This is a genomic window from Halalkalibacter sp. APA_J-10(15) (assembly GCF_023017105.1).
Taxonomy (GTDB): Bacteria; Bacillota; Bacilli; order Bacillales; family Bacillaceae_D; genus Halalkalibacter.
The window spans coordinates 42,268-67,708 of the sequence record NZ_JALKEV010000006.1; the positions used below are offsets into that span (position 1 = coordinate 42,268).

The 25,441-nt window shown below is 38.5% G+C and carries 28 protein-coding genes and 1 other annotated feature; of the genes, 12 read left to right on the forward strand and 16 right to left on the reverse strand.

Going from position 1 to position 25,441, the window contains the following annotated elements:
* Nucleotides 1–195 precede the first annotated feature (195 nt).
* Nucleotides 196–381 carry a YqzH family protein gene (locus MW695_RS08690; protein WP_308446081.1) on the forward strand — a complete coding sequence of 62 codons (186 nt, stop codon included), beginning with the start codon at nt 196–198 and terminating at the stop codon, nt 379–381.
* A gap of 9 nt (nt 382–390) precedes the next feature.
* Here the strand turns inward: MW695_RS08690 and MW695_RS08695 are convergent, their stop codons facing one another.
* On the reverse strand, nt 391–1,170 hold the full coding sequence (locus tag MW695_RS08695) for an SDR family NAD(P)-dependent oxidoreductase (protein WP_247104885.1): 780 nt from the start codon (nt 1,168–1,170) through the stop codon (nt 391–393).
* Nucleotides 1,171–1,276: 106 nt separating this feature from the next.
* Nucleotides 1,277–1,482, forward strand: a binding site (T-box leader).
* 79 nt (nt 1,483–1,561) lie between these two features.
* Here MW695_RS08695 and proB point away from each other — a divergent pair.
* From proB to proC, 3 genes are read left to right on the forward strand one after another with little or no spacing between them, the layout of a single operon-like run.
* Nucleotides 1,562–2,686 (forward strand): glutamate 5-kinase, encoded by a 1,125-nt coding sequence (gene proB / locus MW695_RS08700; RefSeq protein WP_247104887.1) that lies wholly within the window; start codon nt 1,562–1,564, stop codon nt 2,684–2,686.
* On the forward strand, nt 2,683–3,927 hold the full coding sequence (locus MW695_RS08705; protein WP_247104889.1) for a glutamate-5-semialdehyde dehydrogenase: 1,245 nt from the start codon (nt 2,683–2,685) through the stop codon (nt 3,925–3,927). Before proB ends, MW695_RS08705 begins: the two co-directional genes overlap by 4 nt.
* Nucleotides 3,927–4,751: a pyrroline-5-carboxylate reductase gene (gene proC / locus MW695_RS08710; RefSeq protein ID WP_247104891.1), complete on the forward strand. Its 825-nt coding sequence runs from the start codon at nt 3,927–3,929 to the stop codon at nt 4,749–4,751. Before MW695_RS08705 ends, proC begins: the two co-directional genes overlap by 1 nt.
* A gap of 53 nt (nt 4,752–4,804) precedes the next feature.
* Here proC and MW695_RS08715 read toward each other — a convergent pair whose 3' ends face one another.
* Nucleotides 4,805–5,014 (reverse strand): hypothetical protein, encoded by a 210-nt coding sequence (locus MW695_RS08715; RefSeq protein WP_247104893.1) that lies wholly within the window; start codon nt 5,012–5,014, stop codon nt 4,805–4,807.
* 151 nt (nt 5,015–5,165) lie between these two features.
* On the opposite strand from MW695_RS08715, the gene MW695_RS08720 reads away from it, so the two are divergent.
* Complete coding sequence (locus tag MW695_RS08720) at nt 5,166–5,984, forward strand: ion transporter (RefSeq protein WP_247104895.1); 819 nt, start codon at nt 5,166–5,168, stop codon at nt 5,982–5,984.
* Between the two features lie 57 nt (nt 5,985–6,041).
* On the opposite strand, the gene MW695_RS08725 is transcribed toward MW695_RS08720, so the two are convergent.
* The 3 genes from MW695_RS08725 to MW695_RS08735 form a co-directional block, all read right to left on the reverse strand.
* Nucleotides 6,042–6,458: a GNAT family N-acetyltransferase gene (locus MW695_RS08725; protein WP_247104896.1), complete on the reverse strand. Its 417-nt coding sequence runs from the start codon at nt 6,456–6,458 to the stop codon at nt 6,042–6,044.
* Nucleotides 6,459–6,559: 101 nt separating this feature from the next.
* Nucleotides 6,560–7,930, reverse strand: coding sequence for an aspartate kinase (locus MW695_RS08730; protein ID WP_247104897.1), 1,371 nt, complete (start codon nt 7,928–7,930; stop codon nt 6,560–6,562).
* 203 nt (nt 7,931–8,133) lie between these two features.
* On the reverse strand, nt 8,134–8,421 hold the full coding sequence (locus MW695_RS08735) for a hypothetical protein (RefSeq protein ID WP_247104898.1): 288 nt from the start codon (nt 8,419–8,421) through the stop codon (nt 8,134–8,136).
* 253 nt (nt 8,422–8,674) lie between these two features.
* On the opposite strand from MW695_RS08735, the gene folE2 reads away from it, so the two are divergent.
* Together folE2 and MW695_RS08745 are read left to right on the forward strand one after the other, a co-directional pair.
* Entirely contained in the window at nt 8,675–9,556 is an 882-nt protein-coding gene (gene folE2 / locus MW695_RS08740) for a GTP cyclohydrolase FolE2 (RefSeq protein ID WP_247104899.1), read from the forward strand.
* Between the two features lie 165 nt (nt 9,557–9,721).
* Nucleotides 9,722–9,844, forward strand: a complete 123-nt coding sequence (locus MW695_RS08745; protein ID WP_252120709.1) for a DUF6254 family protein — start codon at nt 9,722–9,724, stop codon at nt 9,842–9,844.
* A gap of 151 nt (nt 9,845–9,995) precedes the next feature.
* Here MW695_RS08745 and MW695_RS08750 read toward each other — a convergent pair whose 3' ends face one another.
* From MW695_RS08750 to cobA, 3 genes are read right to left on the reverse strand one after another with little or no spacing between them, the layout of a single operon-like run.
* A complete protein-coding gene (locus MW695_RS08750) occupies nt 9,996–10,649 on the reverse strand; it encodes a precorrin-2 dehydrogenase/sirohydrochlorin ferrochelatase family protein (protein ID WP_247104902.1) in 654 nt (217 codons plus the stop codon).
* Nucleotides 10,650–10,655: 6 nt separating this feature from the next.
* The gene (locus MW695_RS08755; protein ID WP_247104903.1) at nt 10,656–11,483 is read right to left on the reverse strand and encodes a sirohydrochlorin chelatase; all 828 of its coding nucleotides are present in this window, start codon (nt 11,481–11,483) and stop codon (nt 10,656–10,658) included.
* A 17-nt stretch (nt 11,484–11,500) separates the two neighbouring features.
* Nucleotides 11,501–12,949, reverse strand: coding sequence for a uroporphyrinogen-III C-methyltransferase (gene cobA, locus MW695_RS08760; RefSeq protein WP_247104904.1), 1,449 nt, complete (start codon nt 12,947–12,949; stop codon nt 11,501–11,503).
* A 244-nt stretch (nt 12,950–13,193) separates the two neighbouring features.
* Between cobA and MW695_RS08765 the strand changes: the two genes are divergently transcribed.
* The 4 genes from MW695_RS08765 (at nt 13,194) to MW695_RS08780 (ending at nt 16,865) form a co-directional block, all read left to right on the forward strand.
* Nucleotides 13,194–13,502 (forward strand): MerR family transcriptional regulator, encoded by a 309-nt coding sequence (locus MW695_RS08765; protein ID WP_035343743.1) that lies wholly within the window; start codon nt 13,194–13,196, stop codon nt 13,500–13,502.
* 182 nt (nt 13,503–13,684) lie between these two features.
* The gene (locus MW695_RS08770) at nt 13,685–14,500 is read left to right on the forward strand and encodes a divergent polysaccharide deacetylase family protein (protein ID WP_247104905.1); all 816 of its coding nucleotides are present in this window, start codon (nt 13,685–13,687) and stop codon (nt 14,498–14,500) included.
* Nucleotides 14,497–15,063, forward strand: coding sequence for a GNAT family N-acetyltransferase (locus MW695_RS08775; protein ID WP_247104906.1), 567 nt, complete (start codon nt 14,497–14,499; stop codon nt 15,061–15,063). Before MW695_RS08770 ends, MW695_RS08775 begins: the two co-directional genes overlap by 4 nt.
* Nucleotides 15,060–16,865: a S8 family peptidase gene (locus tag MW695_RS08780; protein WP_247104907.1), complete on the forward strand. Its 1,806-nt coding sequence runs from the start codon at nt 15,060–15,062 to the stop codon at nt 16,863–16,865. The genes MW695_RS08775 and MW695_RS08780 overlap by 4 nt, the downstream gene beginning before the upstream one ends.
* A 174-nt stretch (nt 16,866–17,039) precedes the next feature.
* Here the strand turns inward: MW695_RS08780 and cysC are convergent, their stop codons facing one another.
* The 6 genes from cysC to MW695_RS08810 form a co-directional block, all read right to left on the reverse strand.
* Nucleotides 17,040–17,639 (reverse strand): adenylyl-sulfate kinase, encoded by a 600-nt coding sequence (cysC, locus tag MW695_RS08785; RefSeq protein WP_274169701.1) that lies wholly within the window; start codon nt 17,637–17,639, stop codon nt 17,040–17,042.
* Between the two features lie 32 nt (nt 17,640–17,671).
* Nucleotides 17,672–18,751, reverse strand: a complete 1,080-nt coding sequence (locus MW695_RS08790; protein WP_247104910.1) for a sulfate permease — start codon at nt 18,749–18,751, stop codon at nt 17,672–17,674.
* A gap of 18 nt (nt 18,752–18,769) precedes the next feature.
* On the reverse strand, nt 18,770–19,915 hold the full coding sequence (gene sat, locus MW695_RS08795; protein ID WP_247104912.1) for a sulfate adenylyltransferase: 1,146 nt from the start codon (nt 19,913–19,915) through the stop codon (nt 18,770–18,772).
* Between the two features lie 17 nt (nt 19,916–19,932).
* Nucleotides 19,933–20,655, reverse strand: coding sequence for a phosphoadenylyl-sulfate reductase (locus MW695_RS08800; RefSeq protein WP_247104914.1), 723 nt, complete (start codon nt 20,653–20,655; stop codon nt 19,933–19,935).
* Nucleotides 20,656–20,891: 236 nt separating this feature from the next.
* Nucleotides 20,892–21,665, reverse strand: coding sequence for a DUF4097 family beta strand repeat-containing protein (locus tag MW695_RS08805; protein WP_247104915.1), 774 nt, complete (start codon nt 21,663–21,665; stop codon nt 20,892–20,894).
* A 93-nt stretch (nt 21,666–21,758) separates the two neighbouring features.
* Nucleotides 21,759–21,992, reverse strand: a complete 234-nt coding sequence (locus tag MW695_RS08810) for a hypothetical protein (RefSeq protein WP_247104916.1) — start codon at nt 21,990–21,992, stop codon at nt 21,759–21,761.
* Between the two features lie 126 nt (nt 21,993–22,118).
* On the opposite strand from MW695_RS08810, the gene namA reads away from it, so the two are divergent.
* Nucleotides 22,119–23,135 (forward strand): NADPH dehydrogenase NamA, encoded by a 1,017-nt coding sequence (gene namA, locus MW695_RS08815; RefSeq protein ID WP_247104917.1) that lies wholly within the window; start codon nt 22,119–22,121, stop codon nt 23,133–23,135.
* Nucleotides 23,136–23,327: 192 nt separating this feature from the next.
* Here namA and MW695_RS08820 read toward each other — a convergent pair whose 3' ends face one another.
* On the reverse strand, nt 23,328–23,765 hold the full coding sequence (locus tag MW695_RS08820; protein ID WP_247104918.1) for a YaaR family protein: 438 nt from the start codon (nt 23,763–23,765) through the stop codon (nt 23,328–23,330).
* Nucleotides 23,766–24,030: 265 nt separating this feature from the next.
* The gene (locus MW695_RS08825; RefSeq protein ID WP_247104919.1) at nt 24,031–25,428 is read right to left on the reverse strand and encodes a flagellin N-terminal helical domain-containing protein; all 1,398 of its coding nucleotides are present in this window, start codon (nt 25,426–25,428) and stop codon (nt 24,031–24,033) included.
* Nucleotides 25,429–25,441: the final 13 nt, after the last annotated feature.

Sequence of the window (25,441 nt, forward strand, 5' to 3'; positions counted from 1 at the left end):
CAATAAATAAAACTGTCAATCTTTATCATTGACTTGCGGAAGGCATTCGTTAAAATATAGAAGGAATAAACATATAAGTATGCTGACCAACGAAAGAAAAGCTTCATGTTTTTTAACAACTTTAATGCAATGAGTTTACTATCCATCTAAAATTCATGTCATAAAGGAGTCCGTTTTCCTAGGGAACCACTATATATAAAAAAGAAAATACGAACTATTTCACAATCTTACTCCGCTCCCGAAATGGGTATCGTCATGACCCCAATTGAAGAAGACCAATTATTTCAAGCCATTCTCAAACAATTTCATCAAAATGACTCTGTTCCGTTAATGGATATTATCCACGACGTTGTTTATTCCTATATTACAAATCAAAATTAGAAATAACATTTATTTTTGACTTAATTTTTTACCTGCTAATTTTTCAATTAATGTCGGGAACAGCTGGTATATAGTTGAGCCAGCTCCCATCCATCGCGGCAAATTAACTTCTCTCTTTGGCTTTTTAATCAAGCGAATCACCTTTTCAGCTACATCTTTAGATTGAAGCATCCACTTTTCAACACTTTTCACGTAGGAGCCTGCTTCATCAGCTCTTGTGAAAAAGTCCGTTTGAATCGGTCCAGGATTAACAGCACTAACATGAATCTGATTCGGTGATAATTCCATTCTTAAACTATTCGTAAATCCTAACACAGCATGCTTGGTTGCTGCATATATACTCGCTTTCGGTGTAGCTAATTTTCCAGCTTGAGAGGCAATATTAATAATATGTCCTCCCTTTTGTTCGATCATATATGGAACGACATATCGCGTAAAAGCGATTAAGCCTAAAACATTCACATGAAACATTTCCTTCATTACATCAAGCTCGACATCCGTTAAATGTTCAAAAACGCCAAAGCCAGCGTTGTTAATTAGCACGTCGATACGTCCTACTTTACTCATAATCGAATTAATCGCTATTTCTAGATTATCCAAATCTCCTACATCTAGCTGAAAGCTATGTGCATTTCCACCCGCATTTTGTATTTCTTTCTCAATCTTAAGTAGCTTATCTATTCTGCGCGCTAGCAAAACAACCGTATCACCTTGCTTCGCTGCCTGCAAAGCAATTTCTTTGCCTAAACCGCTTGAAGCCCCAGTAATCCAAACAACTCTCCCATCCATTATTAAAACCTCCAAAAAGCTAAATAAATTGTCCAAAATTTCTTATTTCTAACGAAAGTCAGTTGACGTTCGTATTCGCTCTCTCTTATAATAAACAAAATAGGAGAAAATAGCGATGAAAGGGATTAGTAAATGACGATTATGTGTAAAGAGAGTGACTCCAACGGCTGAAAGGGTCATCACCGCTAATCAATTGAACCTGCCCTCGAGCTAGTCTATTGACCGTTCACCCACGTTACGGGTTTTAAAGTGGACATTCAACTTGAATGTCAATAAAGGTGGTACCGCGGATACAGTTCGTTCGTCCTTTTCAACAAGGATGGAGGAGCTTTTTTTTACGTTACTCCCTTTAGAAAATTCATGCAACCATGTAGGAATGAGGAGATGAACTATGGGCCGTCAACGATTAGTTGTCAAAATCGGTAGCAGCTCTTTAACAACAAAGCAAGGTGCACTAAGTATGGAAAAAGTATCCCTTTTTGTTGAAGCAATTGCGAGGCTAAAGCAGGAAGGCCATGAAGTAATTATGATTTCTTCAGGAGCAGTCGCTGCAGGCTTCGGTGCTATCGGTTATCCTACTCGACCTATTACGATCCAAGGGAAACAAGCTGCTGCTGCAGTCGGCCAAGGCTTACTGATGCAAGCGTATATAGATCAATTTACTAAATACGGTCTTACGCCTGCTCAGCTTTTACTAACTCGGCAAGACTTTTCCGATCAAACACGGTATGGAAATGCCTACTCAACGTTAACGGAATTATTAAAGCGTGGAGCGATTCCAATCATTAATGAAAACGACTCTATTTCAATTGAAGAATTAACATTTGGAGACAATGATATGCTATCAGCACTCGTTAGTGGGCTCATTCATGCACGAACATTATGCCTTATGACCGATGTAAATGGATTGTATGATGCAAATCCACAAACGAATCCTCATGCTAAAAAAATTCACTTCATTCCACAACTGACAGCTGATCTTATGGATATTGCAGGTGAATCAGGCTCGAAAGTTGGCACAGGGGGAATGAAATCGAAAGTAAGCGCCGCTAAAACCGCTTTATCTCTCGGAGTAAATGTCTTCATAGGGAAAGGGAATTACCCTGCTATGTTCACTGATATTCTTTCAGGTAAAGGCGATGGAACGTATATCGGTTCATTCACTCATGAAGCTGTTATGCCGATGTCAAAGCAATGGATCGCCTTACATTCTACGACAACCGCTTATCTGACTGTAGATCAAGGAGCAGAAACAGCTCTCTTATCTCGAGGTAAAAGCTTACTTCCTGTAGGTATTAAACAAGTTGAAGGAACGTTTACCAAAGGTGAAGTCATTGGAGTTTTGAATGAGAAGCATGAATTAATTGGCAAAGGAAAGGCTGCTATGACCTTCGATGAACTAATAAACTATCAGAAAACACAACAAGAATCACGTGAAAATGAAAAACAAAAGCAACCCGTGGTCATCCATCGCAATGAATGGGTACCAGAGGAAAAGGAGAAGATGAAACAATGAGTGAATTAATCACAAAAGCAAAAAAAGCGAAGGATTGTGCTCGACTACTTGCTACAAAAACAACAGAAGAAAAAAATGCTGCACTACAAAAGATGGCTGATGCATTACTTAATGAGAAGGAATTCCTCATTAAAGAAAACGAAAAAGATATCGAAGTTGCTCGCCAAAATGGCACAAGTACAAGTTTAATTGATCGTTTAACACTAACCTCTGAACGTTTGGATGATATGGCAGAAGGTTTACGGCAAGTTTCTGAGCTATCAGACCCTGTTGGACAATTGCTTACTAATTTCAAGCGTCCGAACGGTTTATCGATTGATAAAATCCGTGTACCACTAGGAGTCATTGGAATGATTTATGAAGCACGCCCTAATGTAACAATTGATGCATCTAGCCTTTGCTTAAAATCAGGAAATGCTGTTCTTTTACGTGGCAGCTCATCAGCGATTCATTCGAACATCGCGCTCGTCAAAGTCGTCCAAAACGCTTTAAAAGAAACGACAATACCAATTGATGCTATTCAACTATTAGAAGATACAAGGCGTGAAACAGCAGGAGAAATGTTTACACTCAATGAATATTTGGACGTACTGATCCCACGGGGTGGAGCTTCCCTCATTCAATCTGTCGTTAAAAATGCCTCCATTCCTGTATTAGAAACTGGTGTTGGAAATTGCCATATCTATATTGATGAGTCTGCAAATGACGAAATGGCCATTGACATTGCGGTTAATGCCAAAACACAACGGCCATCCGTTTGTAATGCTGCGGAAACGATTCTCGTTCATCAAGAATGGGCCAAAAAATATTTCTCGAGTCTAGTCAAACAATTAGCTGATAAAGGCGTTTCATTCGTTGGGGATGAAAAAACGCAAGCAATGGATAACAGAATTGAACAGGCGACTCCATTAGATTGGTCGGATGAGTTCCTTGACTTGAAAGTGTCCATCAAAATCGTTTCCTCGATTGATGAAGCGATTGAACATATTTATAAATATGGAACGAAGCACTCTGAAGCGATTATAAGTGAAGATGAGAAACATGTAGCAAAATTCTTTAATGAAGTGGATGCAGCTGCTGTCTATCATAATGCTTCAACACGATTTACAGATGGCTTTGAATTCGGCTTTGGTGCTGAAATCGGTATTAGCACGCAGAAGCTTCATGCAAGAGGACCAATGGGGTTAGAAGCATTAACATCAACGAAATATATTGTACATGGAAATGGTCAGGTGAAATAATGAGTGATTTATTAGCAGGAAAAACGATTACATTTTTAGGTGCTGGAGCAATGGCTGAGGCGATCTTTGCCGGTCTAGTATCAGAAGGAAAGGTACAAGCGAATCATATTATCGCAACAAATTTCAGTAATCATATTCGACTCGATGAGCTGCACCGAACATATGGAATTCGCACAACATCAAATCGTGCAGAGGCTGTGCGCCAAGCAGACATTGTTATTTTATCTATGAAGCCAAAGCAAATAAAAGAAGCGATTGCTGATATTCAAGATGCTTTCACCGAATCACAATTGCTCGTATCTGTATTAGCAGGAGTTTCTACTTCAACGATTGAGGGACAATTTACCTTTGATGCAAAAGTCGTTCGAACGATGCCAAATACGTCGGCAAAAGTGGGTGAATCAGCTACTGCCATTTCAAAGGGGATGTTTGCAACAGATCAAGATTTATCATTAGTATCAGATCTATTCTCAGTCGTTGGAATGGTATCAACCGTTCTCGAAGAAAAAATTGACTCCATTACCGGTATTGCTGGTAGTGGTCCTGCCTACTTTTATTACTTTGCCGAAGCTATGGAAGCAGCGGCTATCGAGGCTGGGTTAACACTTGAAGAAGTGAAGCCTTTTATTGCTCAAACGATCATTGGAGTAGGAAAAAGACTACAAACAACAAATCAATCTCCAAAGGAGCTATACGAGGAAGTCATGAGTCCTAATGGTGCTACCGAAGCAGGAATTAACGTATTACGCTCCCATGATGGTCAAGAAACGATGAAAGAAGCGATCGCAAAAGCGATTAAACGCTCCAAGGAGCTTGGCAAATAAATATAGCTAATACATTCATAAAGGCGGCCTTTGCCGTCTTTCATTGTATGAAATTATTTAGCATGTTTGATAGGAGCTATAGAAAGGAGACGGTCCATACGAAACATTCGTGTTTGTTTTCGCTCTAAGCAAAAAGCGATAAAGTGCTGATCGTTATATGACTTAATTCGTATTCTTCTTTGAGATAATAAACCTCCCTTTGCTTCATAAATGATTTCCAAAATGACACCATTATTTTGACTAGCATCGAATAAAAATCGCATATAATCGCTCAACTCCTTTCTAATTTGCATTATATACGAACGTACATTCTCTAGTCAATCATTTCAAACGATAAATTTAGGCATATCTCTTTTTTACATAATCCGTTTTTAGTAGAATAAAGACAGCTTGTTTTTGGAGGAGAACCATAAAATGACCGAACCAACTACCTATTCAAACTCACCGTTTGTGAGGCGTATACAAAAGATCGTTTTTCACAAAGCTTTTACAACGACGATTATTATTTTCATCCTTATTAACGCTATTATCGTCGGTTTAGAAACATACCCAGAATTATATGATTCATACAAAAGCTGGTTTTTCACCGTCGATTATATTTTACTATGGATTTTCACAATCGAGATTGCGATGCGCTTTATTGCAACGAAGCCGTCTCGCGCTTTTTTCCGAAGTAGCTGGAACTGGTTCGATTTTTTAATTGTAGCAGCTGGCCATCTATTTGCAGGAGCTCACTTTATTACCGTATTACGGATATTACGAGTTCTCCGTGTGTTACGTGCGATTTCCGTGATCCCATCGCTCAGAAGACTTGTAGATGCACTTCTCATGACCGTTCCTGCGCTAGGGAACATTATGATTTTAATGAGTATCATCTTTTATATTTTTGCCGTTATCGGAACAATGCTTTTTGCCAATGCAGCACCTGAATATTTCGGTAATCTTCAATTAACATTACTAACCCTCTTTCAAGTCGTCACACTAGAATCATGGGCTAGTGGTGTCATGCGCCCTATTTTTGCCGAAATTCCATGGTCATGGCTTTATTTCATCATTTTTATCTTAATTGGTACATTTATTATCTTTAATTTATTTATTGGTGTCATTGTAGGAAATGTTGAAAAAGCCAACTTAGAGGAAGAAGAAGATCAGGTCAAGAAGGAGTTGTCCGAAGTGAAACAGGAGCTTTCTGAAATGAAGATGCTGTTAAAAAAAATGTCTGAACCAAAATAAAACATATAAAGGATGAGGATGTGTCATGAGAACCTCTCGCTCTGACACATCCTCTATTTACATTTTGTTTCTTGGAAAATTAGGAATACGTGTCATAACCTTTTCCTCTTCTAACTGAAAGTCAAATGCTTGATAAAAATCATGTGCATCTTTCGTTCCTAAATAGCCAAATAAATGAGCTAATTTATCAGAATGCACGATCTCATCAATTAGTTGCATGCCTATTCCTTTCCCCCTATAATGTTCATCAATAAACACATCACATAACCAATACATAGTAGCTTCGTCTGTCACAATTCTCGCAAAACCAATTTGTTTCCCCCCATCATAAACACCATAGCAAATGGATTGCTCAATTGATTGATTAATCGTTTCTCTTCTTCTTTTATTCGCCCAATAGCTGCTAGCCAGAAATCGATAGATCACTTCCCTATCTAATAATGATTTATCATCGCTTATGACGATCTCCTCCATAATGAATGATCCCCCTCATTAAACTTCTTTTTACATATTCTCTTTCCAGAACAAAAAAACCTGCATGAACAAATACTCATACAGGTCCTTTTTTTCCGTAATTATTCGATCGATTCATCTGCGCCACCAAAGAACTCCTGATACAATTCGCGAACGGCGCGATCCGTATCCTCGGCATGAACTCCTAGTACTAAGCTGACTTCCGATGAACCTTGGTTGATCATCTCGATATTTACACTTGCTCGTGCTAATGCTGCCGTTGCTCGTGCTGATACACCAACCGTATTATGCATTCCTTCTCCTACTATCATAACCATTGAAAAATCATGTTCAAAGTAAACATCATCGACACACAATTCTTTTTGAATACGATCAATAATACGTTCCTCAATTTCTGTTGTCAATTGATGCTGACGTACGATAACGGACGTATCGTCAATACCTGAAGGCATATGTTCATATGATAACCCTTCATCCTCAAGAATTTGAAGTAGCTTTCGTCCGAAACCTATTTCACGGTTCATTAAATACTTACGTACATATATCGTTGCAAACCCTTCATCAGCAGCAATACCAATAACAGGGCTTAAGAAATACTCACGCTCAGACATAATCATTGTTCCCGTTGAAGCAGGATTATTCGTATTTTTCACACAAACTGGAATCCGATTTCTAAATGCTGGAATTAACGCTTCATCATGAAATACAGAAAAACCTGCATACGATAATTCACGCATTTCACGATACGTCATTTTTTTAATTTTAACTGGGTTATCGACAACGTTTGGATTCGCAGCAAAAACCGAATCGACATCTGTGAAATTTTCATATAAATCGGCCTTCGTCCCCGCTGCAACAATCGATCCTGTAATATCTGATCCTCCTCTTGGAAAAGTGACAAGAGTTCCTTCCTTTGAGTACCCGAAAAATCCAGGAAACACAATAATTTCATCAGAATCTCGTAATTTCCCAAGGTGCTCGAAGGTTTCTGATAAGACTTGCGCATTACCTGGCTCATCACTTACAAGAAGTCCTGCATCTTGAGGGTTTAAATAAGTTGCATTTAAACCAATTCGCTGAAAATAATTAGCTATTAATTTAGCGTTATTGTCTTCACCACTCGCTTTAATTAAATCCATTAATGATTCTGGCCGATTACGGTCGAAAGTTAAACGATCACGTAAATCCGCTTCAATCGTTGCGACAATCTCTTTCCCCAAATCAAGTCCATCTGCAATGTCTTCATATCTAGAAACAACAGCCTGTAGTTCGGCTTCTACTTCGCCTTTTTCTAAACATGCTTCTCCTAATGCAATTAATAAGTCCGTTACTTTCGTATCATCACTATAACGCTTTCCTGGTGCAGATACGACGATCACTTTCCGCTCAGAGTCATCAGCCACAATAGCTGCTACTTTCTTAATTTGTTCGGCACTCGCAACTGATGTTCCTCCAAATTTTGCAACTTTCATTGTTTGTCTCCAGCTCCCTCAAATGTCTTCTCTCTACTCGTTTGATAAGTTATTAGAACATTCTCAATATATCACAATCAACGATGATACGCAAAAGGCTATCAGGTGCTTTTTATCGCTTCTAACTTTCTCACAACGTATGACAAATGATCAACTAATCTTATCCAGCACATCGTCTAAAATCATAGCAGAATCTCAAGGTTTCAATTAAAAATGGCTATTAAAAGAGGTTTCTTTTCGCTAACGAACACCTCATCGGTACAGCTTGATTCACTTTCATACTCTAATTCATTTGCATTCTGATAGGTCGTTTCCTCTAAATTATTCGTTAAATCTGCTTGATCAAAACATTCAGGAGCACTGTATACATGTAACGTATGGTCTACAATCGTTCTTGTGTCAGCTGAAGGGTGTACAGTAATAGGTAATGTGAACCCAATTATTAAAAGAATACCCGCCAAACTAATGAATATCCATGTTCCCTTTTTCAAATTTCTCACTTCCTTTTTTTACACTTAATTGTTTCTAAGTACTTTTGTAGTGTAATATGAAGGTTAAATTCTGTAAATAGAGAGACATTGTTAAGCAAATCTGTTTCACATTTCAGCTGAATATGGTAGCATAAATTTGTTCTAGTAATCTTAATCCAAACTCAGTATAAAGTTGAGTATTAAGTTAGAATAATGAGGGAATACCTTTTTAATGTAAAATATATGCTACTTATTAATCAGGAGTTGATATGTTATGAAACAATTACCACCAAAGGCAGAGCGTCACCGTCATTTTGGTTCAGTAGACCCTATAGTAGGAACAAAACCAACAGAAAAGGAAAAGATGCCTGACCTTCAAAATAAACCTGATGATTTTTATTTTCCTATTCAACAGGTAGGGATTTCGGATGTAAAGTACCCTGTTATGATTGAATCCGACTTAGCTCCGACTACACAAACGACTACTGCAACTTTTGCTATGACAACAAGTCTTGAACAAAATTTTAAAGGCATTAATATGAGTCGTTTAACCGAACAGCTACATCTTTATTTTCAATCCCATTTGCTATCTCTTGAGTCACTAAGAGAGTTTTCAGCGATTTTGGCACGAGAGATGAAGCAACAAGCAGCAGATGTCGAAGTTCAATTTCCGTGGTTCTTTACGAAAACAAGCCCTTCTATGCAAAAGGAAGGCATGGCTCATGCAGATATCACCTATAATGTTCATTTTGACGAAAAAGCAGGCTATACGTCAGAAATAACGATGAAAGCTGCTGTTACAACACTTTGTCCTTGTTCGAAGGAAATTAGTGAGTATAGTGCTCATAATCAAAGAGGCTTTGTCACAATGAGTGTACGAGTAGATGACAGTGCAAATGTTGATTGGAAAGCTATTTTATTAGAAGCTGCTGAAAGTAATGCTAGCTCGATATTATACCCTGTCTTAAAACGACCTGATGAAAAAGCAGTCACGGAACGTGCATATGAGAACCCTCGTTTTGTTGAAGACCTTATTCGCCTTGTTGCATCAGATTTGTACGAACATGAACATATCCAATCATTTGATATTGAATGTCGTAACGAAGAATCGATTCATCAGCATGATGCAATTGCTCGACTGTCATTTAAAAAGTAAACTAAGAAAAACCGCGGTAGCGGTCTTTTCTTAGCAAACAAGGCCACTGATTATTTAACAGTGGCCTTGTTGATTGTTACAGTACTACTTCAAAAATAGTCAATGAATAAAGTCCTCTCACCCATCAAATACTAACATATATCAAACATCTAAAAGGAGATGAAGATGGTGACACAATCGAAAAGTCAAAAAGACCGACAATTTCGCAAGCGAAAAAATGCACAAAATCCACATGGTAAAGTCCCCTCTTTAGAAGAAATTTCCAAAGACGACGAAAAGCGATCATAGAAGCAAAATAGCAAAGTAGAAAAGCCTCTCCTTTATCAGGCCAAGCCTATACAATTAATAAGTTAAAATACTTAAGGAGCATTGAAAAAGGTTAAAGTCAAACTTTTTCAGTGCCCTCCTGTCCGAAGGTCCAAAAGCTACCTTTGAATTTTTATCTTTGATTATCATATTCATCATTTGTTTCATCAAAAACCTTATTTCTTATAAGCTCTTCGACATATAACTGACGATCCGACCTCCTTAAAACAGAATCTGAAATGACCATTTTTAATAGTGTTTGACGCTTTTCCTTCGAAATGTTCATCTGTTTCAAACGCAAACGAACCTCATACAAAAATGCTAAATCCTCTTCAATATGATCATCTAAATTTTGTTCAATCATCTGTTTTATCCGCTTCGTATAAAGTGGACTACTCCCATTTGTTGTAAGAGCTATCGTTAAAGCCCCTCTTCTGATCGTTAAAGGAAAATGTATATCACTTAACTCATGGTTAGTCGCAACGTAGACAAGCTGATAGGGCTTTTTGTATTGATAAAGTTTCCGATGTAGGTCTTCATTTGGTGTTGTGAGCAAAAGAAAATCTGCAGAGAAGCTTCTAGGTTCGAGAATGGTCTCTTTGATCCATGTCACTGCTCCATTGTTAATATGAACAATGAGTTCATCATGAACGGTTGGAGAATAGACGATGATATCTTTCATCTGAGCGTTAATTAGCTTTGTTACATGCCTTGCTGCTACACGTCCTCCTCCAACGACTACTGCCTTCTTACCTTCAAACCCTAATACTATCGGTAGACGTTTCATTAAGATTTAGCCTCCATTATTGGCATAAGCTAAACGAAATTGACATGTATCACAACTCACTTGTACATCATCGTTTAACACTTCTTCAGCGCGTCTTGCAAGAACTTTAATTAATTGGTCATCAAATCCTAAATAATTACATAAGATAAACGTTCGATCTGTCATTTCAGACCAATCATCAAGCATTTCCTGCAAGCTTTTCATGAGTACACCTGTAAATAATAAATAAGGGACGACATATGTTGTTTGAAACTCAAATCGTTGAAGGCGTTGTAGACCTTCCTCAACTGTCGGATGAGCTGCAGCTAAAAAGCAAACTTCTACTTCTGACACAGGGGTATATTCCCAAACTAAACGTGCTATCTTCATTAAATCACTCGTATTATCTGGATCACTACTTCCACGCCCAACTAGTAGAATAGACACAGGCTGACGATCCTCATAACGTGGACGGTCATCTCCGAGCTTTAAACCTGCTGCAGCAAGTCGATCTTGAATGATATGAACAACAGTTTGTTCCACTCCAATTGGCTTACCGTAAGTAAATGTAATATGTGGATACCTACGTTTGATCTCATCAATAGCTTCTGGAATGTCAACCTTAGCGTGGCCTGCAGTAAGCAGAAGAACAGGAAGTACAGCAATATCTGTAGCTCCCTGCTTAATACAGGATTCCACGCCTTGATCAATCGTAGGTTCTGCAAGTTCCAAGAAACAGCATTCTTGAATTGCTACATTTGGTTGAGCGCTTTTAGCTTTCTCAACAAAAGCGAGTAACTCATCATTCCCTGCTTGTACACGACTCCCATGACCAACATACAATATCGCTTGCATTTCATCACCTTCTCTTTTTATTGTAATGCATGTAATAACGCATCAAACGCCGGTTTAACTAAACTATGATCAACACGATAGCCTAATTGTTCAGCCACTTTCTTTGATTCAGGCCCAAAACAAATAATCTTCGCTCTTTGCGATAACGTAGAAGGAGTTTGATCATGATCAGCCATTTGCTCTGTAACGACCCGCACTGACTCTGCACTCGGAAAAATAATCGTATCGATTCGATCTTCTTCAAGTAAACGTCGACAAGTCCCATTCGTTTGATGAACCACTGTCAAAGCATGTGAGATAAGACAATCATGATCTCCATAACGTTCTTGTCTTGTTAACACGTTCTTTATAATTGAATCTGGCCCTATAACAAGTCTTTTTCCACCTTTTTGTAATTGATTTAACGAATAGGAAAGACATGCATACGATTGAATACGTAGTAGTGACTTTTTTGATGCTCCGTAGAAGGAAGCATGGATTGAGCGAATATCTATGCGCTTACGCTGTAACTCTCGAAAAAACCAATCTACACTCTCTTCTGCATGAAAAATAATATGCTCATATTGTTCATATGGGAACGGGGGTTCATTTGTGTAATCATTCATTTGTATTCGCGGAAATTCGAATACATCTGCCCCATAATCGCGTAATTGATTCGCTATTGTGCTTTTTCCATTAGAAGTACGAGCAAATAAGATATGTTTGCTAAAAAGTGGTTGTAATTCAAACCAGCTTTCTTTCGTACGTAATTTTGTCACATCTCCAACAAGTGTAATAGCCGGATTCGTAAATTTTTCTTGCATCACTTTATTCACAATCGTCTGTAATGTCCCTGTCAAAACACGTTGCTTACCAAGTGTTCCCCATTGAATGAGCATAACGGGTGTACTTGGGTTCCGGCCGTTTATTGTTAATTGTTCACAAATATAAGGTAAATTTTTGACACCCATATAAAAGGCAATTGTATCAATTCCAGTTGCTAATGCTTTCCAATCTATTTGAGGTTGTCCATTCTTCGACTGATCATGACCAGTGACAATCGCAAATGAAGCGCCATATTCACGGTGCGTAACAGGTACACCTGCATAAGTTGAAGCTCCTATCCCAGCTGTAATGCCAGGAATAATTTCATATTGTACCCCCGCTGCTTCTAACGCTGCAGCTTCCTCACCGACACGACCGTACACACTTGGGTCTCCCCCTTTTAACCGAACAACGATTTTGCCCTTTTTAGCATAATCTACTAACAATTCTTGTATCGTTTCCTGTCTAAGAGTATGACGATCTGGTAATTTCCCACAATAAACTAGCTCAATATCTGGTTTTGTTTGTTCAAGCAATAACGGGTTGACAAGACGATCATACAAAACCACATCCGCCTTCTCTAAACATTGCTGTCCTTTTATCGTCATTAAACGAATATCTCCAGGTCCTGCACCTACTAAATATACATAGCCATTATTCATCCAATCCGCCCCACATTCTAAACCTACTATTTTTATCTATTTAATCAATTATAGTATAGACTTCCATTCTCATCAACGACCTTCGCTAACGCTGTCGCTATTGTACTACTTTATCGACTTATATTTAAACTGACAATAAAAAATGTTAGATAATCTGACATAAGATATCATGATGATTAAAAAGATGTGCTACTATATAAGAAAAGATTAGACATTCAAGCAGAAAAGTTGTGGGGTGGAAAGGATGTCATCATCGTATAAAGATAAAAAGGTCATCACAATAGGAGTAGTGAGTGAACTAACAGGACTGTCGGAGAGAAAAATTCGTTATTATGAGGAAAGAAAGCTTGTATACCCCGAACGTACAAAGGGAGGTACGAGAAAGTACTCCTTTTTGGACGTCGAACGGTTAGTAGATATTGCAAATAAGATGGAAGATGGAATGCAAACATTTGAAATTAGACGAATGGAGCAGAAGCAATTAAAGAAAAAGGAAGTTCGCGAACGCATGCTTCGTGGTCAGTTAAATGCCGCTTTCAAGATGCGCAAATAATGTTGACGAAAAACATCATACACGTAGAGAATTTTCATAATCTTTTGATTATACATTTCTCTATACAAAAAACAAGCATTTCACGTAATGCTTGTTTTTTGTATAGTTCATTCTCATATTTAGGAACAACTGTGACAAACTACACGTAACCCGTTGTTTACTCGAATACAGGAGGAAAGAAAATGAAACGAGTATTTCTCACGTCTCTAATCATATTTACTTTTTACAACTTTATGTATACGACGTCCCATTCATTGGCTCAGGACGTTCATAACGTTGCTATTATCATTGACGATTTCGGAGGACCTGTTAAAGGTGTTGATTCCTTCCTCAGTGGGGATATCCCCATTACCGTTGCAATAATGCCTTTTTTAGAGCAATCAACTGAGCAAGCCGAACTCGCTCATTCAGTAGGTCTCGAGGTGATGATCCACTTACCTATGGAACCTAAAAAAGGTAAAACTTCTTGGTTAGGTGAAAAAGCGATTACGAGTAATTTGTCTAAAAAAGAAATACGAAAAAGAGTGAACGATGCAATTGACAATGTTCCATATGCTAAGGGGATAAACAATCATATGGGCTCAAAAATTGTTGAAGATGAACAGATTATGCGAACGATACTCGAAGTTGTTAAAGAACACGGTTTATATATTATTGATAGCGGAACAAGTCCTAAATCACTTATTCCCACATTAGCAGAGGAAATGAATATTCCATATGCTAGCCGAGACCTTTTCTTGGACGATACACATTCTTCCCACAAACACGTTTCAAAACAAATGGTCAAACTACTCGCAATCGCTCAAAAGAAAAAAACAGCCATTGCTATAGGTCACGTTGGAATTGAAGGAGACGAGACATATAAAGGTATTTCAGAAAGCCTGCCTTTACTTAAAGAAAAAGAAATTAACATTGTACCAATGTCACACCTCATTCATACAAACATCGATGACGATCACGAGAGGTTTTGGCATCCAGTAGAGGAGGAGCATTCATGATCAAACAAATGGAAGATCGATTCGTAACAACATTTACCGCAAAAGATGGTCGTTTCGTTCGGCTTCGACCTGCAACTATTCAAGATGCCGAAAATATTGTATCATCCGTTGAAAGTATTATAAATGAAGGAACCTATTTACAAAAGGAACAAGTCCGAACTGTAGATGAAGAAAAACAGTTCATTCAACATATGCAACAATCAAACAATATGTACACGGTTGTAGAGTTAGACGGTGTCGCCAGAGGAATCGCTCGTGTAATTCGTGGAGAATTAAAAATGAAGCACCATACAGGCATGTTTCGGACATGGCTCTACGAGGATGCTCAAGGTATAGGAATCGGCAAACAGTTGATGAATTATACACTAGAATGGTGTCGTCTGAACAAGCTACGCAAATTGTGTTTAACAGTTTTTTCATCTAATGATGTAGCTGTCAAGCTTTATGAGAAGGTAGGATTTGTGATTGAAGGTATTCAACGAGAGCAAGCATTTATTCACTCTCAATATGTAGATGAGATATGGATGGCTTACTTTTTTCATAAGGATGGTGTTAGCAAGTGAAACGATTCATAACAGGTGCCATCATCCTGACCATTTTCGGACTTGGTCTATTTATTATTAAACAAACCTTTATGACAGAACCTCCCTTCTCTGTGCAAGAAATTGATATCAAAAAACAAATTGAATCCACAGCCATTGACCATTTATTAGCGGAAGATTTGGCATTGTCAACGTCAATTTTTATCAATCAATTATCCGAACAGCTTCAACGTTGGTCCGAGCAAGACTTTTCAGATCGTACGTACTATGAGAACTTCAAAGAAGAATTATCCGAACATCCACATTTCCAAAGCTTCGCTATCGTTGAAAACGATGAAATAATTGTACAAGCAGGTACATTAAAAGAAATCAACCCAGGCGAACTTACACACCGACATCACAAGAGCTTATTTTCTGATCCATACAACGCAGATGGTACACATTACATGATGATCGGTGAAACTCTTTCTGATAATAGAATCGTTATCGGAGAAGTCGATCTCACGTTTATTCAAGATTATATGGAAGATCTTGCTTCTGTAGCTGATACAAATGGGTCCTTTTTCATTTCAGGAAACAACCCAGATGTTGAATGGAGAACGACTGATGATTTACCGAACGATCTACAATCCGAAACAGTCCCTGAGCTCGGTTGGAATATTTATGTTCATTCTGATCATAAAACGATTGATTTAGAAAGAGAATACATCGAACATCAAGCAGTTATTAAGTTCCGTGATAAAGAAACTGCATCAATTTGGTTTGCTGACCAGCCGGAACTGACAATTCTTGAAAATAAGAACCCGTTATTTCTTATTGAATCCAAACAAGATGATACGATCGAATTCATCAACCGCTTAAAAAATGATCGTCACCTTGCCATTGTTGAACCGAATTACACGTTATCAAAGCAAATCAGTACTATTGCAAATCCTGTCTCTACTACTCGTCAATTAAGTAATGTGGAACCAAATGATGAATTTTTCAAGCCATACCAATGGAACTTAAACCAAATCGAAGTTGAACAAGGATGGAATTTTTCTAATGGTGAGCAAATGACGATCGCTATATTGGATACAGGTGTCGATCCTAATCATTCCGATTTAAAAGACAAGCTTATTAATGGATACAATGCGTTAGATGACAGTGATGACTTTAACGACACACATGGACATGGAACTCATGTAGCAGGTATATCTGCTGCATTAACGAATAATATAACGGGAATCGCTGGTGTTTCTTGGGATAGCTATATAATACCTATTAAAGTATTAAATGAAGAAGGAGAGGGCTCATCATACGAAGTCGCTAAAGGAATTTATTGGGCTGTCGATCACGGTGCAAATGTCATTAACATGAGTCTCGGCGACTATCATTCATCCGAATTACTATACGACGCCATACGTTATGCCTATGAAAAAGATGTTGTCCTAATTGCCGCTTCAGGAAACGATAACGTCGAAGACCCTATGTATCCAGCACGTTACCCTGAGGTATTAACTGTTGCTGCTGTGAACGATAAGCGAAATCGAGCATTCTTCTCAAATTTCGGTTATCATATTGACGTAACAGCACCTGGTGAACATATTCCGAGTCTCTTCCCAAATAATCATTATGTCGTCATGTCTGGTACTTCAATGGCAGCGCCACATGTTTCTGGATTGGCCGCTTTGCTACGTTCTAACAACCCACAGCTCTCAAATGATGACATCTATCAAATTATAACGAATACATCAACTGATTTAGGAACAAAAGGCTATGACCCTTATTACGGCTACGGAGAAATTGATGTAAATGAAGCTCTTCGTGCTGTCCATCAATAAACGTAAGCACGTAGCCTAAAAGCATAGTAGAGGCTTGTTTAAAAAGAAAAAATGGAATGACTCCGTTTGTACGCGTCTTATGGCGAGAAAAGCACTCACCACAAGACTTAAAAGATGTCACACATTGCTTCGAGGTTATTCAAAAAGGGAAAAACTCCCTTTTTGAATAACCTCTTATAGAATTTCATTTTCTTTTAAATAAGTTATAATCGTTTCAATTGATTCCTCCACTGAAAGCTGATCAGAGTCAATAATTAGCTCTGGGGATTCTGGTTCTTCGTACGGTGAGCTAATACCTGTAAAGGAAGGAATCTCACCAGCACGAGCTTTCTTATATAAACCTTTAGGATCACGTTGCTCGCATGCCTCTAAGGAGCAACGAACGTAAACTTCGATAAACTCCCCCTCCTCAACCAACTCACGTACACGGTCGCGATCCTCTTTAAAAGGGGAGATAAACGCCGTACAAACAACCGTTCCAGCATCTACAAATAGTTTAGCCACTTCTCCAATGCGACGAATGTTTTCTTTACGATCCTCATCACTGAAACCTAAGCCTTTATTTAAGCCGTGACGAACATTATCTCCGTCGAGAATATAGCTCGCTTTACCTTGACGAAACAATTGCTGCTCTAACGCATTTGCCAATGTTGATTTTCCTGCACCTGATAATCCCGTAAACCATAAAATACAACTTTTATGACCGTTTCTTTTTTGCCGTTCTTCTTTTTTTATCGTTGTATCATGCCAAACAATATTCTGATTTTGTCCCAACTTCTTCACACCTTTTCTCCAACAATTCATTCCTATATTCCTGCACCATCATCATAAGTCGTTCGACGATTTTGTCTTACCGTTCTGTATAAGCTATATGCGCCCGCAGTGGCTATTAAAGCACTTAACAATACAGCTAGTGAATAATAATCTCCTTCTTTAAAAAGAAGAATGAATCCATATGAAAGCACGAGTGAAAACAACGGTGAAACAATCCACACTTTCACAATTTGCTTTAAAATACTTTTTTGCCATAGTCTAAATCCGCCATCGACTGTACCGATTCCAATAATGGCTGATGTCGTCACTTGAGTTAACGGCACAGGTAACCCAAATACTGAGGCTGTAATAACGAGTGAGCCACCCGTGATCGAAACCGTACTTCCTTGCAATAGACTCAATTTCGTAATACGTTTCCCATTCGTTTCAAGTACTCTGCCACCAAGTAAAATCGCTCCTAATGCTACAAAGAAGCCTCCCATTATGATCCCGATATGAATATCAATAAGCCCTGCTCCAACAAGAGGTCCTACAGCATTAGCGACATTGTTCATTCCAGCAGCAAATGCTTCCATGCAAGCACTCACAATTAAAAGAATAGTCAAAGGCTTACGCCATTTCCCTTTTCCATTTAACATCGGATGTTTTTTTTCAAGTCTTTTCACTAAATGTCCAAATACAAAGGCTAACAAGAAAGCAACAATCGGTACAATTACCCAAAACGAAACGATAACGAATAGCGAATTAAAGAATAACGATTGATAGGCTATCCCAGCGCCAACAATGGCTCCAACTACAACTTCACTTGTCGATAGCGGAATTCCAAGTAAATTGGCAATAAAAAGTGAAAGGCATGCAGCAGCAAGAATGATAATGACGACCTCAACATCAACAATGGAAGTCGGAATAATCCCGCTGCCAATCGTGCGAACAACCTCTCCTCCAGACAAAGCTCCTAAAAAAGCAAACGCGCCAACGAGTAACATTGCTACTCTCTTTTTCGGTATGGCACCACTTCCATAAGCTGGTCCCATTGCCGCTGCTGTCCCACTTGCACCGATATTCATTGCGAAAAAACACGCAATTACAATTGCGACAATGGATAAAGTCATACAGGTTCTTCCCTTCTATTAAGCATGAACTTGCTTCTTCATACCTCTAATTAATACCTCTACTACTTCTTTACGACTAAATTCAGGGGGTGGAGTTATACCATCTGAAAGCATTTGACGAACCTTCGTTCCTGATAAGATGACACGATCTTCTTTTCCATGAGGACATGTTTTCGTAGAAGCCATATTCCCACAAGCTTTACAATAAAAACTATGCTCGAAGAAAAGCGGCTCAATTGCTAATTCTCCTTTTTCAAACTCAGAAAAGATCAGTTGAGCATCATATGTTCCATAATAATCACCAACACCCGCATGGTCACGCCCGACGATAAAATGAGTACAACCAAAATTTTGTCGAACAATAGCATGGAATACGGCTTCACGAGGGCCTGCATATCTCATCGCCGCTGGGAAAACAGCTAAAAAGACGCGATCTTTCGGATAATATTTATCTAGTAACACTTCATAGCTTTCCATCCGCACATCTGCTGGTATATCATCAGATTTCGTTTCACCTACTAAAGGATTTAAAAATAGGCCATCAACAATTTCTAAAGCTGATTTTTGAATATATTCGTGTGCTCGATGGACAGGATTTCGAGTTTGGAACCCAACTACACGATTCCACCCTAGCTCAGCAAACTTCTTCCTTGTCTCTTTCGGATCTAAATAATACTCTTCAAAGCGATCACGCTTTAACCGTCTCGTTAACACGATCGGCCCAGCTACATATATATCATGACGATCAAATAACTTCTTCACACCAGGATGAGCTAAATCAGAAGTACGATAGACATTTTCTGCCTCTTCTTTCTTATTAGGCTCATACACTTCTTCAACTGTAATGACTCCATACACATCTCCATTATGAACGAGCTTAACTTGTTCACCTCGTTTTAAAGAATCAGCCACACCTTTATCAACTGGTAATGTAATTGGAATACTCCAGATCGTCCCATTTGAAAGCCTCATATTACGCACGACACTTTCATAATCTTCCTTATTCAAAAAGCCCGTTAAAGGACTAAATGCCCCAACCCCAATTAATTCTAAATCTGATAACGCAAATGAATCTAATTGAATTTCTTTTGTAAGTGATGAAACATCATAGTCAGGTTCAAAAAGTTGAACTAATGTTCCACCATGTGCTTGAATTGTTGTCATATTTCATTTCCTCCTTATTATATGCCACTACCATTAACATGGAGTCCGCACTCTGTCTTTTCTGAATTCGCCCATCTGCCACTTCTAGGATCTTCTCCTTCGGCAACGGGTTTCGTACAGTATTCACATCCAATGCTAGGATACCTCTTATCATGTAATTCATTGTAAGGAAGTTTGTGAAGGCGGATGTACATCCAAATTTCTTCTTCTGTCCAATGAATTAACGGACACACCTTTATCGACTTAAAACGGTTATCCTGATTAACAAATTGAGTGTTTGCCCTAGTGGGCGATTGTTCTCGACGCAATCCTGAGAACCATGCATCGTATTTATTCAATTCCCGTTGTAATGGCACAAGCTTTCGAATTTGACAACATGCATCAGGCTGTCTTTCCCATAGTTTATCTCCATACTTCTCAACCTGTTCTTCAGGTGTCAATTCAGGCTTAGCCAGTTCGATTTTCAATGAAGGGTATTTTGATTTTACTTGATCAATCAAATCGTACGTTTCTTTGAAATGAAAATCTGTATCTAAAAAAACAATTTGTGCATCTTTTTTCACCTTACTTATTAGATCAATTAAGACCATTCCTTCTGCACCGAAGCTACAAGAATACACGATGTTATCACCGAACGATTCATACGCCCATTTAATGACTTCAAGTGTATCTTTATGTTCAAGCTCTTCATTAATTTGTTTATACTCGTTCTCTTGCAATTGCTCATAGGTTAAATTCATCAGCCTCTCCCTCCTCACAAAGTCGAAATTCATTTAATTCCTATAAAAATGATATGATTTATTTGTTTAATAGTATTCTATCTATTTCCAATGGTTTTGTCAATTGAGATTTCATATATCTAACATGAAAATTCATTATTAATAAAACGACCTAAAACGTTTCTTCGATTCTCACTTATCTGTACAAAAAAAGCCTAGAAAACAACTCAATTACGAGTTCTCTTCTAGACTTTCAATTATTCGACGAAATTAACAATCTCCCCAGTAACATTTTCAATTTCTACATTCCCTTGAGCACTTTCAATAATCGTCACATCGCCATCAACATGATTAATCGAAATATGACCAGCCCCACTTCGAACAGACACTGTGCCGTTAAAGCCCTCTAGTTCAACATCGCCCGTTCCATTCGTTATGACAATATCTCCTGCAGAATCAGCAACAACTGTATGACCTGTTGCATTATTTATTCTCGTCTCCCCTATAACATTCATTAACTGAACGGAACCAGCACCATCAGTAATCGTTACATTTGCTTCAACATCTTCAATGACAAGACTATCCGTCCCGTGCTGAACTGCAAGTTCTTCCTGTAATCCTTGAATATGTAACATTCCCGCATTCTGTTTTAGTTCAACCTTCAAATGCGCAGGCACCGTAATCTCTAAATGAATGTCACCCTCTTCAGATTCGTTTGCTATACGTTTGATTGATGTTTTCAACATAGCCACACCATCAACATTTTCTAATGATAATGTAAGATTGCGCTCTAAGAAAGCCGCAGCTAGCTCTTCTTCACTACTTATAGCAGAAAACGTCGCTTCAACTTCAATCATATTCGCACTGTCGCTTGAACGAATCTGAACATCACCTTCATCATGATCAATCAAAAAGGAATCTATATGACTTGCATCAAGCTCTAATACTTGCTGCTGTTCGACCGTTTCTAAATTGCAACCTACTAATAAAATAGCAAGCGCCAAACTACTAATTTTTAAAAAATGTTTCATTATGTACCCCTCTCCACATGTTCTTCATTCCTTAGTTTACAGGAAGTCAGATTAGAAACAAACAAATAAAATCGTCATGATTGTGACAATTACTCACCTTATAGGTACAATCACAGCAGGCTGCTTCGTTTGATAAACAAATTCAACTTTATACCCTTGCTTCCTCCTTTTTAAAAACGTACGTTCAGTAATTGGTCTAGGAGTTGACCACTGTAACGAATCGAGACAATCCCATGAAAGGTGTGTAATGATTTCACTTTTATAATAATAGCAATTCCCTGATGGATAGTGATGACAAATATATTTAACTGTTTGCTTTGTATGCATCTAAAAAGTACCTCCTTTTTATCGTAATTGTTCCCGAAAAAACAGAAGCTTATAATTCGATATCGATAAACAAACATGCTACTATATAATTTGCAAGATACTAATAGCGATATTGGAGGGACTTCCATGACGAATAAATTATTTTCACCCGTTACGTTTAAAGGAATTACGTTAAAAAACCGAATTGTGATGTCACCTATGTGTATGTACTCTTCTGACACGAAAGATGGTCATGTGCGTCCTTTTCATATAAGTCATTATGAATCTCGGGCTGTTGGGCAAGTTGGTCTTATTATGGTTGAAGCAACAGCCATTACCCCAGAAGGACGCATCTCAGATCAAGATTTAGGTATTTGGGATGAAAAGCATACAGCAGGACATCAACATATCGTCGAGCGCGTTCACGAGCACGGCGCGAAAGCTGCGATTCAACTAGCTCATGCCGGGCGTAAATCAACCGTTAATGAAACGATATATGCTCCTTCATCTATAGCATTCGATCAAATAAAGAAACCAACCGAATTAACATCTGACCAAATCAATGAAATGATTACCGCTTTTACAAACGGAGCGAAACGTGCAAAAGAAGCAGGCTATGACATTATTGAAGTCCACGCTGCTCATGGGTATTTGATCAATCAATTCTTATCACCTTTAACAAATAAACGAACCGATCAATATGGTGGAACGTTAGAGAATCGTTTCCGATTTTTACGTCGTATTATCGAAAGTATACAAAATGTGTTGAGCGGCCCGCTTTTCGTTCGAATTTCAGCAGATGAATATTCCGATCAAGGAAATTCGTTAGAGGATTTCATTGCATTATCAACTTGGTTGAAAGAATTAGATATTGACTTAATAGATGTTAGTACTGGTGGAGTCATTCCGGCTGGTCCAAGCGAAGTGTATCCTGGATATCAAGTGCCTCATGCCGAAGCCATCCGGCAAGGAGCCAATATCGATACAGGTGCAGTTGGTCTTATCACAACTGGTATTCAAGCTGAAGAAATCCTTCAAAACGGCCGTGCAGACTTAATCTTCATCGCGAGAGAGCTTTTGCGAAATCCTTATTGGCCACTTAGCGCAGCAAAGGAATTGCAAACAACCATCCAAGCACCCAACCAATACGAACGAGCTTGGTAAGAGGAAACGCTTTGCAGTTTGTTTAACCTTTTGTATTCATTTAAAACATATCCACAACGCTATCCGCGTATCATTCCCTAAATAAGCACAAATAAAAGGATCTCTAACGCTTCATTCAACGTAAGAGATCCTTTCTCATTTTTAATACTTGTATAATTGACGACGCAACAACTCATCTTTGTCTTATCATCTTCACGCATAAATATTCACGAGCAAGCCTTTAATTTCACCAACCATATTCAATATATCTAATCCTTTTTTTTGTTTATCAAGAACGGCATCCGTTAAATCAAGGAGCTTTCGATCAACTTCCTTGACGATTTTATAAATTTTCGTTCTACCTCGACGATTAAAGCCCCGTCGTTCCTCTAGACTTAATCCAAACTCAACAGCATCTTCCATAAATTCTTTCACAAGCTTTTTATATTTTCGCAATTCGTCAACTGTACGAGTTTCCGACAAAACTTTCCCTTGGTCATCAATCTTTTGCATTAATGCCGATAGTCGATCATAGGCCTTCTCATTACGCTGCTTGCCGATGACTTCCTTAAATGACACACTCGCTTCCGGTCCTTTAGGCTTCATGTCTGTTTTATTGATACCTGCTTTTCCGACTCGCTGAACATCCACGCTGTCACACCACCTTGTTCCCATTTCATTAGTACGATTATACCAAATGATTCGTGTTTCGTCTCTATGTAAGAAAAGCGCGGTAGCGTCTTTTCTTACTAGCGTTGTGCGGAGCCGTTACAACGAAGCCAACGCTCTTCTTTGAATGATCCCACTTGCTTCTTCGGTTCTTCTCACATGTCTCCCTCTAATTTTATACTTTCTTAGAAAAAGAAAGAGACATCTCTAGAAGTGACTCTAGGAGATGCCTCCTCTACTCGTTATATTATTGTAAAAGCTGGAGTACACCTTGTGGTAATTGGTTCGCTTGCGCTAACATCGCTGTCGCAGACTGGTTCAAAATGTTATTTCGCGTGAATTCAGTCATTTCAAGCGCCATATCTGCATCGCGAATACGAGACTCAGATGCAGTTAAATTCTCATGAGTCACTTGTAAATTGTTAATCGTATGCTCAAGACGGTTCTGAACAGCACCGAGCTTAGCACGCGCATCAGACAATCGGTTTACGGCTTGATCAAGAGCAAAGATCGCTTGGTTCGCTGCTTCGTTCGTTAATACATTCACATTTTCGATATTTAACGTCACAACATCCATTTTCGGAATATCAATCATGACGTTTTGATTCGTATTCGGTCCAATTTGGAAAGATAAGGCGTTGTTTGTGATGGTGAATTCTAGTGTTTCATTTTCTTCAATGGACGTGTTAAATTGATATTCAACTCCACCGTGCTTAAATAAGCCATTCGTTGATGTTAATTCTCGAGGCGACTTGATCGGATTACCATCCGCATCATTTAAAGTAATCGTCGCCGTAGCTTCCATTTTCACTTTTACCGTTCCAGCAGAGTCGATTTTTGAAGTATCAATCGTGATACCAAAAATGTCCATTTCTGCCTCACCTTCATCTCCTATACCAACAACTTTCGTTCCGATTGGCAAGCCGTCTGGATCAAGGATTTCAACCTCCGCATCTTCATTTGGGCGCACGTCTCGAATGCGAATCGTATACTCACCAAACTTCATTTCTTCGTCAGCATCAGCAGCAGGGAAGTTTGTAAACTTAATGTCAGGTTGAGGAGCCGTCGTTCCTAAACCCGCTGCTGGTTGAGTAATTTCATAATACTCTACAACATCTCCTACCTCCACTTCATATTGACCTGACTTAAAGTTCGCATCAGTCACAACAGGATAACCTTGTAAATTAATATCATTTCCTGTTTGGTCATACGTCGTCATTACCGCACTATAACCATTCAACAGCTTTCTCGTATTGAACTCTGTCTTCTCCGAAATGTCATCAATCTCTAGTTTTAATTGATCAATTTCCTTTTGGATTTGCTCACGATCATATTCTGTATTTGTATCATTTGCCGCTTGAACTGCTAATTCACGCATTCTTTGTAACATCGTATGTACTTCTTGCATCGCACCCTCTGACGTTTGCATTAAAGAAATCCCATCCATCGCATTACGCTCAGCCATTTTCAAGCCACGAATTTGTGAACGCATTTTCTCTGAAATCGCTAGCCCCGCCGCATCATCCGCAGCACGGTTAATTCGTAATCCCGAAGATAACTTTTCTAAATTCTTCGATGTACTAAATTGATTTGCATGAAGGTTACGATACGCATTTAACGCTTGAATATTGTTGTTAATTTTCATTGTTCAATCTCCT

Coding starts and splice junctions, on each gene's coding strand:
- MW695_RS08730 (WP_247104897.1), bottom strand. CDS start 7,930: ATGAAAGTTGCAAAATTTGGAGGAACATCAGTTGCGAGTGCCGAACAA.
- folE2 (WP_247104899.1), top strand. CDS start 8,675: ATGAAACAATTACCACCAAAGGCAGAGCGTCACCGTCATTTTGGTTCA.
- MW695_RS08720 (WP_247104895.1), top strand. CDS start 5,166: ATGACCGAACCAACTACCTATTCAAACTCACCGTTTGTGAGGCGTATA.
- MW695_RS08755 (WP_247104903.1), bottom strand. CDS start 11,483: ATGCAAGCGATATTGTATGTTGGTCATGGGAGTCGTGTACAAGCAGGG.
- MW695_RS08770 (WP_247104905.1), top strand. CDS start 13,685: ATGAAACGAGTATTTCTCACGTCTCTAATCATATTTACTTTTTACAAC.
- MW695_RS08805 (WP_247104915.1), bottom strand. CDS start 21,665: ATGAAACATTTTTTAAAAATTAGTAGTTTGGCGCTTGCTATTTTATTA.
- MW695_RS08775 (WP_247104906.1), top strand. CDS start 14,497: ATGATCAAACAAATGGAAGATCGATTCGTAACAACATTTACCGCAAAA.
- namA (WP_247104917.1), top strand. CDS start 22,119: ATGACGAATAAATTATTTTCACCCGTTACGTTTAAAGGAATTACGTTA.
- cobA (WP_247104904.1), bottom strand. CDS start 12,949: ATGAATAATGGCTATGTATATTTAGTAGGTGCAGGACCTGGAGATATT.
- MW695_RS08745 (WP_252120709.1), top strand. CDS start 9,722: ATGGTGACACAATCGAAAAGTCAAAAAGACCGACAATTTCGCAAGCGA.
- sat (WP_247104912.1), bottom strand. CDS start 19,915: ATGACAACAATTCAAGCACATGGTGGAACATTAGTTCAACTTTTTGAA.
- MW695_RS08705 (WP_247104889.1), top strand. CDS start 2,683: ATGAGTGAATTAATCACAAAAGCAAAAAAAGCGAAGGATTGTGCTCGA.
- proB (WP_247104887.1), top strand. CDS start 1,562: ATGGGCCGTCAACGATTAGTTGTCAAAATCGGTAGCAGCTCTTTAACA.
- MW695_RS08750 (WP_247104902.1), bottom strand. CDS start 10,649: ATGAAACGTCTACCGATAGTATTAGGGTTTGAAGGTAAGAAGGCAGTA.
- MW695_RS08800 (WP_247104914.1), bottom strand. CDS start 20,655: ATGAATTTAACCTATGAGCAATTGCAAGAGAACGAGTATAAACAAATT.
- MW695_RS08695 (WP_247104885.1), bottom strand. CDS start 1,170: ATGGATGGGAGAGTTGTTTGGATTACTGGGGCTTCAAGCGGTTTAGGC.
- MW695_RS08765 (WP_035343743.1), top strand. CDS start 13,194: ATGTCATCATCGTATAAAGATAAAAAGGTCATCACAATAGGAGTAGTG.
- MW695_RS08825 (WP_247104919.1), bottom strand. CDS start 25,428: ATGAAAATTAACAACAATATTCAAGCGTTAAATGCGTATCGTAACCTT.
- MW695_RS08810 (WP_247104916.1), bottom strand. CDS start 21,992: ATGCATACAAAGCAAACAGTTAAATATATTTGTCATCACTATCCATCA.
- MW695_RS08725 (WP_247104896.1), bottom strand. CDS start 6,458: ATGGAGGAGATCGTCATAAGCGATGATAAATCATTATTAGATAGGGAA.
- MW695_RS08790 (WP_247104910.1), bottom strand. CDS start 18,751: ATGACTTTATCCATTGTCGCAATTGTAATTGCGTGTTTTTTCGCAATG.
- proC (WP_247104891.1), top strand. CDS start 3,927: ATGAGTGATTTATTAGCAGGAAAAACGATTACATTTTTAGGTGCTGGA.
- MW695_RS08715 (WP_247104893.1), bottom strand. CDS start 5,014: ATGCGATTTTTATTCGATGCTAGTCAAAATAATGGTGTCATTTTGGAA.